At 29.8% G+C, this 16732-nt stretch carries 17 protein-coding genes; all 17 read right to left on the minus strand.

Annotated features, from left to right (window positions below; genetic code table 11):
- Positions 1-15 precede the first annotated feature (15 nt).
- The gene (gene mutL / locus BCB68_RS02520) at positions 16-1962 is read right to left on the minus strand and encodes a DNA mismatch repair endonuclease MutL (RefSeq protein WP_094079401.1); all 1947 of its coding nucleotides are present in this window, start codon (positions 1960-1962) and stop codon (positions 16-18) included.
- Positions 1963-1999: 37 nt separating this feature from the next.
- Complete coding sequence (gene mvaD, locus BCB68_RS02525; RefSeq protein ID WP_094079402.1) at positions 2000-2977, minus strand: diphosphomevalonate decarboxylase; 978 nt, start codon at positions 2975-2977, stop codon at positions 2000-2002.
- A gap of 38 nt (positions 2978-3015) precedes the next feature.
- Positions 3016-3900, minus strand: coding sequence for a mevalonate kinase (mvk, locus tag BCB68_RS02530; protein ID WP_094079403.1), 885 nt, complete (start codon positions 3898-3900; stop codon positions 3016-3018).
- A gap of 142 nt (positions 3901-4042) precedes the next feature.
- Complete coding sequence (locus tag BCB68_RS02535; protein ID WP_094079404.1) at positions 4043-4531, minus strand: hypothetical protein; 489 nt, start codon at positions 4529-4531, stop codon at positions 4043-4045.
- A gap of 38 nt (positions 4532-4569) precedes the next feature.
- Positions 4570-6678, minus strand: coding sequence for a penicillin-binding transpeptidase domain-containing protein (locus BCB68_RS02540; RefSeq protein ID WP_094079405.1), 2109 nt, complete (start codon positions 6676-6678; stop codon positions 4570-4572).
- A gap of 26 nt (positions 6679-6704) precedes the next feature.
- Complete coding sequence (gene gatB, locus BCB68_RS02545; protein ID WP_094079406.1) at positions 6705-8138, minus strand: Asp-tRNA(Asn)/Glu-tRNA(Gln) amidotransferase subunit GatB; 1434 nt, start codon at positions 8136-8138, stop codon at positions 6705-6707.
- Positions 8139-8212: 74 nt separating this feature from the next.
- Positions 8213-8656 carry a DUF4431 domain-containing protein gene (locus BCB68_RS02550; RefSeq protein ID WP_094079407.1) on the minus strand — a complete coding sequence of 148 codons (444 nt, stop codon included), beginning with the start codon at positions 8654-8656 and terminating at the stop codon, positions 8213-8215.
- A 39-nt stretch (positions 8657-8695) separates the two neighbouring features.
- Complete coding sequence (gene gatA, locus BCB68_RS02555) at positions 8696-10159, minus strand: Asp-tRNA(Asn)/Glu-tRNA(Gln) amidotransferase subunit GatA (RefSeq protein ID WP_094079408.1); 1464 nt, start codon at positions 10157-10159, stop codon at positions 8696-8698.
- A gap of 129 nt (positions 10160-10288) precedes the next feature.
- Positions 10289-10588: an Asp-tRNA(Asn)/Glu-tRNA(Gln) amidotransferase subunit GatC gene (gatC, locus tag BCB68_RS02560; RefSeq protein WP_021745911.1), complete on the minus strand. Its 300-nt coding sequence runs from the start codon at positions 10586-10588 to the stop codon at positions 10289-10291.
- A gap of 47 nt (positions 10589-10635) precedes the next feature.
- Positions 10636-11397 carry a hypothetical protein gene (locus tag BCB68_RS02565; protein WP_060917135.1) on the minus strand — a complete coding sequence of 254 codons (762 nt, stop codon included), beginning with the start codon at positions 11395-11397 and terminating at the stop codon, positions 10636-10638.
- 10 nt (positions 11398-11407) lie between these two features.
- Positions 11408-11611, minus strand: a complete 204-nt coding sequence (locus tag BCB68_RS02570) for a DpnD/PcfM family protein (RefSeq protein ID WP_060917134.1) — start codon at positions 11609-11611, stop codon at positions 11408-11410.
- Between the two features lie 155 nt (positions 11612-11766).
- A complete protein-coding gene (locus BCB68_RS02575) occupies positions 11767-12627 on the minus strand; it encodes a hypothetical protein (RefSeq protein WP_094079409.1) in 861 nt (286 codons plus the stop codon).
- Positions 12628-12795: 168 nt separating this feature from the next.
- On the minus strand, positions 12796-13425 hold the full coding sequence (locus tag BCB68_RS02580; RefSeq protein ID WP_094079410.1) for an ACP phosphodiesterase: 630 nt from the start codon (positions 13423-13425) through the stop codon (positions 12796-12798).
- 41 nt (positions 13426-13466) lie between these two features.
- The gene (locus tag BCB68_RS02585; RefSeq protein WP_094079411.1) at positions 13467-14099 is read right to left on the minus strand and encodes an HAD-IB family phosphatase; all 633 of its coding nucleotides are present in this window, start codon (positions 14097-14099) and stop codon (positions 13467-13469) included.
- A gap of 9 nt (positions 14100-14108) precedes the next feature.
- Positions 14109-14795: a pseudouridine synthase gene (locus tag BCB68_RS02590; protein WP_094079412.1), complete on the minus strand. Its 687-nt coding sequence runs from the start codon at positions 14793-14795 to the stop codon at positions 14109-14111.
- 169 nt (positions 14796-14964) lie between these two features.
- The gene (gene scpB / locus BCB68_RS02595) at positions 14965-15564 is read right to left on the minus strand and encodes an SMC-Scp complex subunit ScpB (protein WP_237048686.1); all 600 of its coding nucleotides are present in this window, start codon (positions 15562-15564) and stop codon (positions 14965-14967) included.
- A gap of 80 nt (positions 15565-15644) precedes the next feature.
- On the minus strand, positions 15645-16691 hold the full coding sequence (locus tag BCB68_RS02600) for a rod shape-determining protein (RefSeq protein WP_094079413.1): 1047 nt from the start codon (positions 16689-16691) through the stop codon (positions 15645-15647).
- Positions 16692-16732 lie beyond the last annotated feature (41 nt).

Genomic DNA, 16732 nt, shown 5'->3' on the forward strand with positions numbered 1-16732 from the left:
CTCATTGTCAATTATTTATTTTCTTCTTCCAAACATTTTATCCAAATCGCTCTTAGTAAGTTTTACGATGATTGGTCGACCATGGGGACAAGTATATTTGCCGACTTCGTGGATTCTTCTCACCATATTTTGCATCTCGTCAAAAGATAACTTTTGTCCAGCTTTTACTGCACCTCTGCAAGACATCGAAATAATAATTTTTTCTCTTAAATCTTTTATTTCAACTTCATTTTTCAAATCATTCAACAATTTTTCAAAAACATTTTCACAACTTTCTCTAAAATCAAAAATCGGTACCGCTCGGATTAAAATCTCATTTTCATAAAATTCGTCAATTTCAAATCCAAAATTGTTAAAAATCTCAATATTTTCAAATATAATTTCTTTTTCAATCGAAGTAACTTCCATTTTTTTTGGAATCAAAAGCTGAGTTGAATCAATTTTTTTTCCATAAAATTTTTCTTTTAATTCTTCGTACAAAATTCTCTCATGAATGATGTGCTGGTCATAAATTTCAAGTTCGTCATTTCTTTTAACTAAAATATAAGTGTCGAAAATCTGTCCCAAAATGTCATACTCAATTTGCTCTCCAACTCGCTTTTCAAATGTCCCAACTTTATAATTTTCACTTTTATTTTTACTTCGGTCAATTTCCCAAGTTTTATCATTTTTCTCAAAAATTTCATCAGTTTTTTCATTTATTTTTTCTATTTTTTTATTTTCAAAAAATTTATCAAAAAAATAATTTTTATTTTTATTTTCTCCAATTTCGTTCTCTTTATTTTCCCCGTTTTCTTCATATTCTTTATTTTTTTTATTTTCTTTGTTCTTTTGATTTTTTTCTTCATTTTCAATTTTCCCATCAAAAGTTTCAAGGCTAAAAAATTTATTTTCTTCAATTTTTGGAACTTCATCAGAAAATAAATCATCTTTCATTTCTTTTTTCTCGTTCAAATTTATATTTTTTTTAATCAAATCAATATTCGGCTGCCAATTTTCCCTGTCAGCATAGTAAAAAAAGTCATCTATAGCTGATTTTATTTCACTGTAAACGATTTTATCATTGGAAAATTTGACTATTTTTTTAGACGGATGAACATTGACATCAATTTCTTTTGGGTCAGTATTATAAAAAATTATAGCAAAAGGATATTTCCCTTTCATAAGTTTTGTATAGTAACCATCTATTATTGCTCTTTCAATTGTCAACGATTTTACGTATCTGTTATTTACAAAAGTAAATAAAAAGTCTTTTGTACTTCTCAAAATTTCCACATTTCCCAAATATCCATACTCAAATTTTTTCAAATTTTTTAAAACTGATTTTCCAAACAACTCCAAAATCGTATTTTCCATTCCATTTCCACTTGTCTGAAGAATTTTTTTCCCATCCAAATCCAATGAAAATGAAACATCGCTATTTGCAAGTGCTTCTTTTAGCACAATTTCTCTAATTTTGGAATATTCCGTAGAAGTTTTTCTCAAAAATTTTTTTCTTGCAGGAGTGTTGTAAAACAAATCTCGCACTTCCACTTCCGTTCCAACATTTTTTGAAACCTCTTCAAAATTTCTCACAACTCCGCCATAGCTTGAAATCTTATATCCCACTGAGCTATCTTTTGTTCTTGTCAAAATTGTCAACTTTGAAACAGCTGCAATTGAAGAAAGCGCTTCTCCCCGAAAACCATAAGTTTTCAAATTAAATACATCTTCCTTTTTTGAAATTTTAGAAGTGGCGTGTCGCTCTACCGATAAAAGTGTATCATCTTTATCCATTCCAATCCCATTATCACTAATTTTTACATCGACTCCCGACTTAAAAACTTCGATTTTAATCATCGTAGCTTTGGCATCCAAAGAATTTTCAATCATCTCTTTAATCATCGAAGCTGGATTTTCCACAACTTCTCCAGCGGCAATGATATTAGACACACTTTCATCCAAAATCCTTATAATTCCCAAAAAAATCTCCCCTTTCTTTATCTATAACTTTAAAATATTACAATTCAACAGTTCTGCTCATAATTATTTCATATTTTTTAGAAAATATTCCTGCCAATCTTTCCAAATCTTCTTCCAAGCAAAGAACTTTTACATTTGGACCCGCATCCATCGTAAAATAGCATTTTTCGCTATCCTTATCTCTTAAATTTTTTACAAATTCCATAGCTTTATAAGTTTGAGGCAAAAAATATGAAAATGGCGGATTTGATGTTTCAGTCGTCCTATGCATTCTTAACGCATTTTCCTCCGTTAATTTCCCAACTTTTTCAAAATCATTATCTTGCAAGTACTTTTTCATATTTTCAAAATCAATTTCTGATTGTTCTACCCACTCTTCAAAATATGTCGAAGTTTTTACACAACGCTCCATTCCATCCCGACTCGACACATCTTTTTTACTCTTGCTTAAAACTAAAACAATCATCGCCAATTTTAAATCAGTTTTCACTTTATAAATTTCCCCACTATCCTTGTCCCAAGCGGCAACAGGTCCAAAAAAACTTCTGGCAGAAGAACCCGAACCATATTTAGAAATTTGTGCCAGTTGTTCTTGAGATAAATTTTTTTTGAATAATTTGTTACACGCTTTTATTATAGCTGATAATCCGCTTGAACTTGAAGAAAGTCCCGCTGCTGTTGGCATATTATTTGTCGTTTTAATTTTAACTTTTTTATTTTTTTCATTTTCTTGCGTTCTAAACAAATCCACTACTTTGCTAATTTTTTCTGTATGAATTTTATCTTGCAGCTCACTGTTTAAAAAAAATAAATCTCTAACTCCAGAAAATTTTTCTCCATTTTTTTCTACTTCTTTTTTTATTTCTGCGTCATCTATAAATTCAATTTCCGTTTCCGTATACAAATCTTTCAAAGTTAAAGAAATACTGCTTGTCGCTGGTATCATTTTTTGTTTATCTTTTTTTCCCCAATATTTTATAATCGCTATATTTGCATACGACTTCACCTTTTCCATCTCAATTTTTCTCCATCTCAATTTTTTTTAATTTATTCTTAAATTTTTTCAATCCAAATATTGACTGCTCCATTTTCAATCAACATTTTTTTTACATTTTTTGCAATTTTTTGTGACTTGCAAAGAGCGATAATACAGCCTCCCAATCCTCCACCTGAAATTTTTGCTCCACTTGCTCCATTTTCAATCGCCTTTTTTACAAACATTTCCGTTTTACTAATTGTAACACCTATTTTTTTTAGCTCATCGTTTGCACTTATCATTATTTGTCCAATTTTTTTTATCTTTTCACCACTAAATTTATTTTTTATCAAACTTTCAAATTTTTCAGTCAATTCTCCCAGCTTTTTTAACGGCTCTTTTGCAATTTTTCCCAATTTTCTCACTTTTTCCACGGCTTCTTTTGTGTTTCCATAAATTCCTGAATCTGCAATAACTAAATACGCTCCCAAATTTATATCAATATATGAAAATCCTTTATTTTTTATAAATTTTATTGGCTTTTCACTCAGACAAGTTTTGGCATCCAGGCCGCTTGGATTTTGATGTGCTGTGATTTCTGCAACATTTACCAATTTTTCCAGCAAATCAGTTTCGATTTTTTGACCAAAATAGTCAAATACCGCTCGAATCGCCGCAATACTCACTGCCGCTGACGAACCCATTCCCCTTTTTGGCGGAATTTCTGATTTTATGCTATATTTTATTTTTTCTTTTTCTTTTTTCAAATATTTTAGTGCCGTAAAAATTGCAACTGAAAGAGTGTCATTTTCATTGTAGCAAAAATTTGTCTTGCTCTCTAAAATCTCACATTCAATTTCAATATTTTTTAGCGGAACGGCAATCGCAGGATAACCATAAACAACAGAATGTTCTCCCAGCAATATAATTTTACTGTGCGCTTTTCCAATACCTTTTTTCATTTTTTTATTCTTTTCCCTCTTCAAAAAAATATTTTTATCCAATTTTACTTATTTTTATTATAATATATTTATTTTATTTTAGCAAACTAAAATAGGTCAATAATAATTATTATTAACCTATTTATGATAAAAATTTTTAAATTTACAATTTAGATTTTACATTTTTTAAAAGCATTTTTACAAAATTTGCTTTTGTATCAGAGCCACCTTCAAGACTTACATTTCCTTCAATTTCCTCTGGCGAGTTATAAACTTTATAAGTCCAGTTATTTTTAGTTGCGATATTTCTCAGATTTATGTTTTCTATTTTTGCAATTTCTGTAATCGTAATTTCGCCTGAAAATCCATTTTTTTCAAATAATTTTAACGCTCCCAAAACTGCACTTTCTTCGTTTTTTTCAATTATAAATTCTATTTTTGAAGCATCTCTTAAATTTGAATAAATTTTTTGAGAAAGGTCACCGCTTTTTTTCCAGCCGAAAAGTTTATCCGCCAATTTTCCACGGCTAACTGATGTTATCAAATATGTGGCGCTGTAATCATCATTTCTAACTACGGCTACTCCTTTATCTATCGCTGAAAATGACATCACACAAAAAATCATAAATAACATAAAAACTAACTTTTTCATAAACTTCACCTCACTAAATTTTTTTATTTTTCATAATTTTATTGAAAAAATATTTCAATATTTGTCTTATCATCAATTCTCTCCCCAGCTTTTGGATACTGATCTACAACCTTTCCACTTCCAGAAACTTTAAAATTTGGATATTTACTCTGTGGATAAATAGAATAAAAATCTCTTAGTACAACACCATTTAAATCTGGCATAATATTTTTATAAAACATTGCTTTAATTTCATTTAAATCTTTTTTCTTTTCTTCAACTACCACTTCTTTTACCGAAGGCTCAATTTTTATTTCTCCATCAGGTCCTATTCGCTTGTAGTTAATTAGCTCTGTCAGAACTTTTTTTACCGATGGCAAAGCGACAAAGGCTCCATAATAATTCTTACCTTTAGGCTCGTTTATCGTAATAAGCAGTGCATATTTAGGATGCTCCACTGGAAAAAATGCAAAGAATGAACTGAAATAACGACCTTTTTGATAACCACCTTTACCAGATTTCTGTGCCGTTCCAGTTTTACCACCTACACGATACCCCTGTATTTTCGCATCTCTCCCTGTTCCACGGCTGACAACAGCTTCCATATAGCTTCTATTTAACTTTGAAACTTCATCACTAAAAACTTTTCTTAGCACAGTTGGTTTATTTTTTTTGACAATATTTCCATTTTCATCTTCTATTCTGTCAACTATGTAAGGTTTCATAAGCTTTCCATTGTTTATTACAGTATTAAGTGCCATTATCATCTGGATCTGAGTCATTGCAATACCTTGACCAAATGCCACATTCGCTTTTCTCACTTCTGTCAAATCTTTTAAACTTAAAAGTTTCCTTGTCATTTCCGCATAAGTATCAATTCCTGTCTTTGAACCAAGTCCCACACTTGCCAAATATTTATAAAATGTGGCTCTGTCCAATGTTTGTGAAATTTTTACCATCGCAACATTGGATGAATACGCTATTACATCCGCCAAACTTAGATTTCCCAAAGCTGTGTTATCGTGATCTCTAATAATCCTATCTTGTACTTGAATTGAGCCATCTAGCTGAAATCTTGTGTTTGCATTTATTGTTTTTGACTGCAGACCCATTGATACCGTTATTGGCTTAAATATTGACCCTGGCTCAAAAAAATCAGTAATTGTTCTATTCTTTACTTTTGAATAATCACTTGATTTAGGATATGACGACATTGCAAGTATTTTACCAGTTTCCACTTCCAATAAGATTCCCATTGTAGAAGTTGCATTATATTCGTCAAATGTTCTATTAAGCTCACGATCTAACATATCTTGAATTTTATTATCAATTGTCAAAACTATATTGTTTCCATCTTTTGCGGGTTTTGACTCACCTTTATTTTTTATATTTGAAAATTTTAAAAAAGGCTCAGGTATTTTCAAAGAACCTTTGACCACTCCCATTTCTCCAGCAAGTTCTGTATCGTAATATTTCTCAATTCCATAAATACCTTTATTTTCGTTGTTTACAAAGCCCACTGTTTCTTGAAAGGCGCTAATATTTTCATATTTTCTCGTATAAACCGTTTCAAATGCAATTCCTAAAAATGGATTTGTCTTTTTCTGGGATTTGCTTTTTCCTTTGTTATTTTCCTTAACCTGCTTAGCAGCTGCCTCGACTTCTTGTTCAATGGCATGTTTAGCGTTTTCTTGTATTTTGTAATCCAATTTCAAATATTTTTTATTATATTTTTTCTTATTCTCATAATCATCTCTCGCTTTGTCAATATCCAAAGACTCTATATATATCTTAAGCATTCCTAATAACTTGTCAATATTTTCTTCTTTAATTATCGAAGGATCCAAAATTACTACATATTGCTCATCATCGTATGCCAAGAGCTGTCCATCGTCTGTTGAAATTTTACCTCTTTTAGCTTTTATATAATTTTCTGAAGAATATTGTTTCTCACCTAATGCGCTGTACATGTTACCATTTAATATTTGTAGATTAAATAAATTACCTATTAATACAAAAGTGTAAATAAGAAGACCGAAACAAAGCATCATCACTCTTATATACCACTTGTTCCACATACTTTCAGAATTACTTTTTTTATTTTTTCTACTCTTTTTATTTTCTAAATTTAATTTAGCTTTGTTTATAATATCACTTTTTTTTTTCATTTCTCTCCTAAAATTACCCCAAAAGATTAACTTAACTTATCTAAAATCAGCTTGTTTATCATTTGTGGATTAGCTTTTCCACGAGATAACTTCATAGCTTGTCCCATAAGATATTTTAGTGCATTGCTCTTACCATTTTTATAATCTTCCACCGATTGTGCATTTTCAGCCAACACTTGATCAACAATTTTCTCAATCGCACTGTCATCAGTAATTTGAACCAATCCTTTTTCTTTTACAATAATTTCAGGATCTTTATCTTCTGTCAATAAAATTTCAAATACATCTTTCGCTATTTTCGAGCTAATTGTTTTCACTTGAATCAATTTAATCAATTTCCCTAAACTTTTCGGCGTTACATTAAATTCTGAAATCGAAATATTTTTTTCCTTCAACACTCTCAAAACTTCTGTCAACACCCAGTTTGCCGCAAGTCTTGGCTCTTTTGTATCATTTACAATTTCTTCATAATATTCAGCTAATTCTTGTTCCGAAGAAAGTGTCGCAGCTTCCATTTCATGCAATTTATACTCATTTACAAATCTTCTCGCTTTTTCATCAGCAAATTCTGGCATTTCACCTTTTACTTTTTCAAGTCTCTCGTCAGAAATTACAAGTGTAGGCAAATCTGGCTCAGGGAAATATCTATAATCCATAGCTTCCTCTTTGCTTCTCATTGGCTTAGTTACAGCATTTTCCTCATCCCAAAGTCTAGTTTCCTGAACAACTCTTCCACCATTTTCAATCACTTCAATTTGTCTATTTGTTTCATATTCAATGGCTCTCATAACCGCTTTGAATGAGTTTAAGTTCTTAGTTTCCGTTCTAGTACCCAATTCTTTTTCACCTTTTTTTCTAACAGAAACATTCGCATCACATCTAAGCGACCCCAATTCCATACTTACATCACTAACTTTAGTATATTTTAATCTATCCTTCAATGTATTCAAGTACGCATAAGCCTCTTCAGCATTTTTAATTTCTGGCTTAGAAATAATCTCGATTAACGGTACAGACGCTCTGTTGTAATTCAACAACGTTTCAGAAGTCGTGTGAATACTTTTCGCCGTATCTTCCTCAATTTGGATTCTCTCAATCCCGACAACTGCCTCTTTTCCAGAATTTGTCGTAATTTTCAAAGTCCCATTTTCCGCATAAGGTTTAAAATATTGCGTAATTTGATAATTTTTTGGTGAATCTGGATAAAAATAATTTTTTCTATCAAATTGACTCTCCTCATTTATTTCACATCTCAAGGCAAGTGCCGCTTTTATCGCATAATCAAGCACTTTTTCATTCAATTTTGGCAATGCTCCTGGTTGACCAGTACACACTGGACACGCCGATGTATTTGGATGTTTGTTATCATAATCGGCATCACACGAACACCATACTTTTGTTTTTGTTTTTAATTGACAATGCACTTCCAGTCCAATGACTGTTTCATATTCCATACTCATTTTCTAATATTTTTCCTTTCTTCTTTTTATTTTTTCATCTGTGATCTGGCTCAATAATTTTATTTTTGTTTATACTAATCTAGTACTTCTACTGATTTTACCGACATTAAAACTTCCGAAAAATGATGAGCATTATATGAATGATATAATTCACCTGTCACTTTTATTTTTTTCCCGTATGCTTTTTTAGATTTTAATTTATTTATTAAATTACTATCCATTGCTAACTGTATTTTATTCACACCTGTTTCTACAAGATTCATCTCATCATCTGCTCTACTAGGAACAACTTTTATAGGACTACTCAAAAATAAAAAATAAGGATATGTTACTTCTCCTATTCTTATAGTAGCATCATAATAATGTTCTTCAATATCAAATACTCCTATTATTGAAACATCTGTTTCATAATAATATGTTTTTTGACTTCTCAAGTTAGAACTTGATTGTCCTTTTGCAAATACACTTATTGAACTAATTAATAATAAAACTAATAATAATAAAAATTTTCTTTTCATGATTAATTCTCCTTCTTAAACTATTGAGCCAAATTAACTTTATACTTCAGGATATTCAATTTTCCCACGAACACCTTCAAATTTATGAGAAATATTAAACAATAAATCTTCTCTAAAATAATTTCCGATTAACTGAATTCCAACAGGAAGTCCATCTACAAATCCAGCAGGTACTGAAATTGCAGGAAGCCCCGCCATATTTATTGATACGGTAAAAATATCTCCCAAATACATCTGGACTGGATCAGTAATTTTTTCACCTTTTTTAAATGCTATAGTTGGAGAAACTGGTGTTAATAAAACATCTACTTCTTTTAATGCTTTTGAAAAATCATCTCTAATAAGTCTTCTAACTTGCGAAGCCTTTTTGTAATAAGCGTCATAGAATCCAGAACTTAACACATAGTTTCCAATCATAATTCTTCTTTTTACTTCATCTCCAAAACCTTTTGTTCTTGACTCAACATACATTTTTTCCACATCTTCGTTGCTTTCTCTCACACCATATCTTACTCCGTCGTATCTTGACAAGTTTGAAGCAGCTTCAGCCGATGAAATTATGTAATAAGTAGAAATCGCATATTTTGAATATGGAAGTGATACTTCTTTAATTTCAGCTCCTAATTCCTTCAATTTTTCCACCGAATCCATTATCACTTTTTTAATATTTTCATCTAATCCTTCTGCAAAATATTCTTTTGGAATCCCAATTTTCAAGCCTTTCAAATCATTATTCAAACTTTCCAAATAGTTAGGAACTTCCACATTTACACTTGTCGCATCCTTTTCATCATATCCCGCAATTATTTGTAAAAGTCTTGCCAAATCCTCAGTTGATTTTGCCAAAGCTCCAATTTGATCAAGAGAAGATCCAAACGCCATAAGCCCGTATCTTGAAACTCTTCCATAAGTCGGCTTAATTCCAACAGTTCCAGTCAAACAAGCAGGTTGTCTAATACTTCCACCTGTATCCGAACCAAGTGCAATCGGTGCTTGTCCCGCTGCAACTATCGCTGCCGATCCTCCACTGCTTCCACCAGGCACTCTTGTTAAATCCCAAGGATTAGAAACTGATTTTATCGAAGAATTCTCATTTGAAGACCCCATTGCAAACTCATCCATATTAGCCTTCCCAATTATTGGTGTCCCAGCTTTTTTCAATTTTTCCACAACTGTCGCATCATAAACTCCCACATAATTTTTAAGAATTTTCGATGCAGCCGTAGTCAAATCTCCTTTTGATACAATATTGTCCTTCAAAGCCACAGGCACTCCAAACAACAACTCATTATCATAATTTTTTCTAGCTTCTTCATTATTTTCAGAATCATATTTTTTTGCCTCATCTAAAGCCTTTTCAGGAAACACATTAGAAAATGCTCCTATTTTTTCTTCAGTTTTCTCAATTCTATCCAAAAAAGATTTTGTTACTTCTTCAGAAGTAATCTCTTTATTTTTTATCATTTTAGCTATTTCACTAGCCGTTTTTTTGTATAAACTCATTTTTCCACCTTTCTAAATTTTTTCTAAAATGTATCTAAAAATCTCAATTTTTCAAAAAATTTTTTCTCTTCCAATTTTCAAACTTCTATTTTTCAAAAATTCTACCAATCAGACATTTTTCAATACATCCTAATTATCCGCATTTTCTCCCACAACTTTTGGAACAATTATAAATTCCTCATCGCTATTTGGTGCATTTTCCAAGATTTCTTTCTTAATTCCACTATCCTTAACAACATCTTTTCTCAATACATCCTTTAAATCAAGCACATTAAAAAGTGGCTCAACCTCACTCGTATCCACACTATTCAACTCTTCCATATGGTCAAAAATTTTATTCAAATCCACTCTAAATTTTTCAATTTCATTTTCCGAAAATTCCAGCTTTGAAAGCGCTGCTATTTTCAGTACATCTTCTTTGCTTAACATTTTTCCTCCTTTATTTTTTACATTTCAATAATTAATAAAAATATCTCTTAAAAATTAATTCCCTGTAAATTTTTCTTGGTTATTTCATAAAGTTCTACTAATCTGTTGTAACTTAAAAATTTTACTCTATTATTCACTTTTAAATCTTTAAAAGCTGAGTATCCTATTTTTTTCTCAAATTCCTTTTTTCTGATTTCATCGGCAACAATAAACATTTCTGTATAAAAATCTTGTAAATCATTGTACTTTAATAGTGAATTTTGTATATCTGTTGAATGTTCTACTTCAAAAAATGAATGTGGTAATTTTACTTCTTTATCATCAGAAAACCTATTATTAAACCAGATTACATCAATGGTTGAAGTTCTATTTACTATTTTAGGATAACTAAATTTTGGAACTTTTTCAAGCGATCTCAAATCACCTAATTTTTTATTAATAAAATTTTTATTCTTATCTTGATTTGGAATAAAAGTATCCATTTTTTTTAAATTTCCAATTTCTAATAGTAATCCTTGATAGTACGAATGATTAAACTTTATCATTTCTTCAGAATTTTTATTTTTTTCATCTTCTTGGATTATTCCTCTTAACTCATTTTCTTTTCTAAATTGCTCTAATCCATATAATCCTGGCTTTATTTTATAAATTTCTTTTCTCTGCTGAACAATCCTTCGTATACTAGCAAATGGTGTTTTTGTTTTCCATTCACACTCTTCTATCTTGAAAACTTCATGATTTAATTCTCCTAAAGTAGCAACTCCCCCCAATTTTTCAAGTGTTAAAATAACAGCCTCATATTGTTTCATTTTTTATCTCCTAAAATTCAATCCATTCTGAACATTCTTCCCCATCTGTTGTTTCTAAAAACATAAGTCTACTTGTAACATTTCCTGGCTCAAGTACAAATTTCCCCTCATAATAATTTTTTTCTGCAATTTCAAAAGCTTTTCCCATATCTTCTGCTTCAATTTCAAATTCTCCTGAAACATGCTCTTCTATTACTATTTTAAATTTTTTCATTTGAAAATCAACTCTCTTTCCAAATCAGATTCTTCTTAATTTATTCTGAAATTCCTTTAATATCCTCAATAATTGTGCTAAATAAAGTAGATTTTCCTACTCAATTTACTCCTACAAACAATTTTTTATTCGTAGCTCTATTAAATTCCAATTTCTTATTCCATATCCCCTAATCTTCCTAATTTATCTGAAATATCCACTCTTGGGTTTGTAATTTTAGAAGATAACAGTTCTATTAAATTTTCTATATTAATTTCTTTTATCTTAACTCTTTCTTTTTCTTTTATAGATCTTGTTTTTGAATTTCCCCCTTTAGTTATTATCCAAACTTGTTTTTTAGGCTCTTTTAACGCTATTTCCATTTTCTCAACTCTTATTGTATTTTGATTTATTTGACTAACATAGTTGTCTATTTGCATTTCTTTATAATCTTCTCTTAAAGTACAATCATACAAAATATCAAGTTCATATGTTTTAATTATTCCATCAGCTCTTCCAGCTTGTTTTTTTCTAGAATATTGATACAATTCCACACCTAATAAATTTAATACAAGTGCACAATAATCTTCAAATGTTTCACCTTTTTTTATTTCATCTAAATTTGTTTTTAAAACATTGATTATTTCATTAGATGTTTTTTCTATCAAATTATTCCCTGTAATTTTTATTGTCGGAATATCATTACTTTTTGAAATTTCTGCTACCGAAAGAACATATCCATTTTTACTTCTCATAACTTTTAATTTAAAGAAAATTTCCTGATCATTGGTTAATCCATCAAAACTCAATCCATCTAAATAATTAATTGGAAAACTAGAATACAATATAAAGGTTCTCTCAAAATTTTCAGGAAATATGTGTTTATACTCTCTTCCTTTTTTATCAAGTTTTTTCAAACTTCTTATTTTACCTTTATGAGTTTCATTTTCGCTAGGAACTAAATTGACATCATTTGCATATCTTTTTGTATCATCCACTTCATTCGGAGCAAAATAAACATAATCTCCAGCTTTCAAATCTTCAAGTTTAAATCCTTCTGCTAAACTAGCATTTCCAAAAATAAATTTTTTTTCATCTTTTCCATCATTGACAAGCCCATATCCTTTTTCAACAATTATTTTTTTATTATTCCGATTGAATATTCTTTTTTTCCCATTTTATAATCCTCCACATTATAATTTAAATTATGTATTTTTATTATCCTCAACCAAACCAAATTGCCTTTCCGTTTCTTTCTTTACAAACAAAAACTCTTTCAACGATTTTTCCTCAAAATCCTCATAATTATTTTTCAACTCACAAACCGCATTTCTAAGAATTTCCCCTTTTCTCACTCTTTTCGACATTCCAAGAAAAACTCTCTCCAAAAAATCTAAATTTTTATACCTAGCTAAAACTCTTTCTCTCTTCAGCCAGTCAAAAAAATTTTTAAAATCATTTGGAAAAAATTTATCATATTTTTCAATATTTTTGATTATTTTTCTTTCAACTTTTTTCACATTCCCAAAATCAGGATTTCCACTAAAAATATTCCCAAAATTTTTGCACAAAAAATGATCAACATACATATCCGATACAATCCCTTTAAAAATTCCAAATTTTTCTTGCAAAAATTCATTTAAAAAATTTTCTTTTCTATCAGAAATTTTATCAATTAATCTATGTAAAATTATTCCGCTTTTTAAATTTTCCTGCAAATCAATTTTTTCGATTCTTCCTTTATAAAAATCTCCAGTAAAATTTCCATAAAGTGTATTTTTATTTGTTTTTTCATCAATTTCAAGCGATATGACAGAATGTGCTAAATAGTTCATTTTGACTCCTACTTTTTATTTTTTTAGTGTAAAACTTAATTTTAAAAAGTTTTTAGAATTTCAGAAAAACTCTCAAATTCTCTAAAATTAATTCCATTTTCACTGCAAAACTTCACGGCTCTCGTTCCTTTTCTCACCAAGACAAAGTCAGCCACTTCCATCGCTCTATAGTCTGAAGGACCATCTCCTACATAAATTACTTCGTAACCTTGCTTTTTAAATTTTTCTACCGCTTCTTTCTTATCCACCCCATAAATTTTTTCTTTGTCTAAAAACAGATTTTCTACAGTAATTTTATTCCCATCAAATTTTAAATCGTTTGAAATTATTTTTTCATCAGGTAAATCTATTCCGTAGCCCAAAAGAGAGCCTTGCACATTAAGTCTTGAGCCAGCGCTCACAATTCTAAATTCTAGCCCACTTTGTACAAAATCTTTAAAACTTTCACCTATTGTAACTTTTTCTTGTAATGTTTTAATATACTCGTCTTTTGTAATATTTAGCGAACTCAGTCCTTCTTTTATAAACTGTCTTATTGTTACTTTTCCTGCTTTGTATCTCTTTCGTAAATCCTTTTTAAATTCTGGATTGTGAGTTTCCAACAAAACGTCAGTGGAATCTTCATTACTTATTGTCCTGTCAAAATCTATTAAAAAAATTCTTTTTTTATTCATCAATTTCTCCTACAGCCCTTTTAAATATTTTATTTCATCTTCAGTTAAAGCTCGGTATTCTCCAACTCCCAAGTGTCCCAGCGTAAGTTCTCCCACTTTTACTCTTTTAAGCGCCTCAACTGTATATCCCAAAGTCTCAAACATCTTTCTTATTTGTCTATTTTTTCCTTCAAAAATTGCGATTCTAATTTCTCTTCTATCAAGTTTTTTCACTTTGGCAGGAGCTGTCCTTCTTCCATCAATTACCACTCCGTGTTTCAACGCTTCAATATCTTTTTCTTCAATATCTCTACTTATTTTTGTAATATAGCTCTTATACAACTTTTTTCTTGGATGCATGACATGATTATAAATATCGCCATCATTGCTTATTATGATAAGTCCTTCTGTCATAAAATCCAGCCTTCCATATGTAAAAAGCCTCGCACGTGATTTTATCAAATCTATCGCCAATTTTCTGCCAAATTTATCTTCATTGGAGCAAAGCACTCTTTTTGGCTTATTTAAAATATAATATTCGTATTTTGTATTTAATCGCACTCTTTCGCCATCAATTCTTACAACATCTTCAGGTTTTACATCCATTCCGATAATCGCTTCTTGCTTATTTACCGAAACTCTTCCTTCGTTTATCAATTCATCAGCTTTTCTACGAGAGCAAAATCCCGTTTCAGCTATAAATTTATTCAATCTCATTATTTTCTTTACCTCGTTTATTTGTTTTATTTTATTTTATTTTATTTTATTTTATCTTAATTTATTTTACTTTCTATAACTAAAATTTTAAATTTTAATAATTTAATCATATCTTTTTATTTTTATATTTTTATTTTTCATTCAATTTTTCAGATTTTCTTTAATTTTTTTATTTTTTTGTTTTATAACTTTCACTTTCAATAATTTTGTCTTCATCGCCATAAAGCAACTTTATTTTTTCAAATTGCGCATATCCTGGAAGTTGAGCTTTTTTTTGAATGTTCAAATAACTAAAAAATTCTTCGCTCACTTCATACAAATTAGGTGTTCCAACAGCTTTCTTTTTTCCTGAAATATAAATTAATTTTTTTTCTTGCAGCGTTGCCAAACTTTTTTCAGCACCGACTCCTCTTATCTGCTCTATTTCCAATTTTGTAACAGGACCTTTATATGCGATGATTGCTAATGTTTCCATCGCTGATTTGGATAATTTTTTTAATTTTAATTCAGGATTAAAAAATTTTTTTATATCAAGTCCAAATAATGGATTTGATACAAAATATACAACATCGTCCTCAATTCTTAAATTTATTCCGCTATCTTTTCTTTTTTCTTTTAAATTTAACAATATTTTTTCAAGCTCTTTTTTTTCTATATCATAAAATGAAGCAAGTTCATCAATTTTTAACATTTCTTTTGATAAAAATATAATTGCTTCTAACTTTTCTTCTATTCTAAAATATTTATTTTGAGTGTTTTCATCTTTCACATTTTCACATCCAAATTTTATTTTTCAAATACTAAAATTATTAGGGATTGCCTTAAATAAGACAAATCCCTTTTTTATTTTTAATATTCAATTGTTGGAGAAATAATTACATTTTTGTAATCATCGAAATCATCTAACACTTTTGCAATACCATTTATAACAGCGTGAATTGCATCATCGCCAACAGTCACTTTTAATTTTAATTCTTCTTCTATTCTTTCTTTTAAAAGTCTGATTGTAGCTCCTCCACCTGATAAATAAATTCCTGTTTCATAAATATCAGCTGCCACTTCTGGTTCAATTTCCTCAATTGTTATTCTGACTTCGTCAATTATCATGTCAATATGTCTTTCAATCGCTCCTTCAATTTCAGAAGCTTTAATTTTCATACTTTTTGGAAGTCCAACACCCAATTCTCGACCTCTTATTTCATATTCTTTATTCGGATCATCTTGACTTATTGTATTTATTTTTAGCTCTTCAGCCGTTTTTTCGCCAATTAATAAATTACGCTCATCTTTTATATACTCCACAATATCATCATTTAAGTGATCTCCAGCAACTTTTACCGATCTTGAAAGTGCAGGTCCTCCTGATACGATAAACGCAATTTCAGTAGTTCCTCCTCCTATATCGACAATAAGATGTCCTTTTGGCTCAAATAAATCAATTCCAACTCCAATTGCAGCTGCAACAGGTTCTTCAATTAAGTAAACATCTTTTGCACCCGCATCTTTTACAACTTCCACAACCGCTCTTCTCTCAACTTGCGTTACTCCGCTTGGCACACAAATAATAACTCTTGCACTATTAAATTTATCCTTTTTTAATTTACCTAAAAATTCCTCTATCATTTTTTCTGTTATTTCATAATTAGAAATTACTCCATTTTTAAGAGGTCTTATTATTTCTGTATGTTTCGCAGTTCTTCCTATTATTTCTTTAGCTTTTGATCCAATGAACTCCACATCTTCTGTCTTTACATTTATGGCTACATAAGTTGGCTCATCTACTTGAATTCCCTCTCCTTTTACATAGACAACCGTATTCGCTGTTCCCAGATCAATCGCTACATCACGCATTGATCTAGTTGAAATATTTGTTTTAAAAAAATCTAAAAATTTCATCTAATTTCTCCTTTTCTCACATATTTTTTATTTATTTCAAA

This window comes from Leptotrichia sp. oral taxon 498, assembly GCF_002240055.1.
Taxonomy (GTDB): Bacteria; Fusobacteriota; Fusobacteriia; order Fusobacteriales; family Leptotrichiaceae; genus Leptotrichia; species Leptotrichia rugosa.

Coding starts and splice junctions, on each gene's coding strand:
- mvaD (WP_094079402.1), bottom strand. CDS start 2,977: ATGGAAAAGGTGAAGTCGTATGCAAATATAGCGATTATAAAATATTGG.
- mvk (WP_094079403.1), bottom strand. CDS start 3,900: ATGAAAAAAGGTATTGGAAAAGCGCACAGTAAAATTATATTGCTGGGA.
- BCB68_RS02535 (WP_094079404.1), bottom strand. CDS start 4,531: ATGAAAAAGTTAGTTTTTATGTTATTTATGATTTTTTGTGTGATGTCA.
- BCB68_RS02540 (WP_094079405.1), bottom strand. CDS start 6,678: ATGAAAAAAAAAAGTGATATTATAAACAAAGCTAAATTAAATTTAGAA.
- gatB (WP_094079406.1), bottom strand. CDS start 8,138: ATGAGTATGGAATATGAAACAGTCATTGGACTGGAAGTGCATTGTCAA.
- BCB68_RS02550 (WP_094079407.1), bottom strand. CDS start 8,656: ATGAAAAGAAAATTTTTATTATTATTAGTTTTATTATTAATTAGTTCA.
- gatA (WP_094079408.1), bottom strand. CDS start 10,159: ATGAGTTTATACAAAAAAACGGCTAGTGAAATAGCTAAAATGATAAAA.
- gatC (WP_021745911.1), bottom strand. CDS start 10,588: ATGTTAAGCAAAGAAGATGTACTGAAAATAGCAGCGCTTTCAAAGCTG.
- BCB68_RS02565 (WP_060917135.1), bottom strand. CDS start 11,397: ATGAAACAATATGAGGCTGTTATTTTAACACTTGAAAAATTGGGGGGA.
- BCB68_RS02570 (WP_060917134.1), bottom strand. CDS start 11,611: ATGAAAAAATTTAAAATAGTAATAGAAGAGCATGTTTCAGGAGAATTT.
- BCB68_RS02580 (WP_094079410.1), bottom strand. CDS start 13,425: ATGAACTATTTAGCACATTCTGTCATATCGCTTGAAATTGATGAAAAA.
- BCB68_RS02585 (WP_094079411.1), bottom strand. CDS start 14,099: ATGAATAAAAAAAGAATTTTTTTAATAGATTTTGACAGGACAATAAGT.
- BCB68_RS02590 (WP_094079412.1), bottom strand. CDS start 14,795: ATGAGATTGAATAAATTTATAGCTGAAACGGGATTTTGCTCTCGTAGA.
- BCB68_RS02600 (WP_094079413.1), bottom strand. CDS start 16,691: ATGAAATTTTTAGATTTTTTTAAAACAAATATTTCAACTAGATCAATG.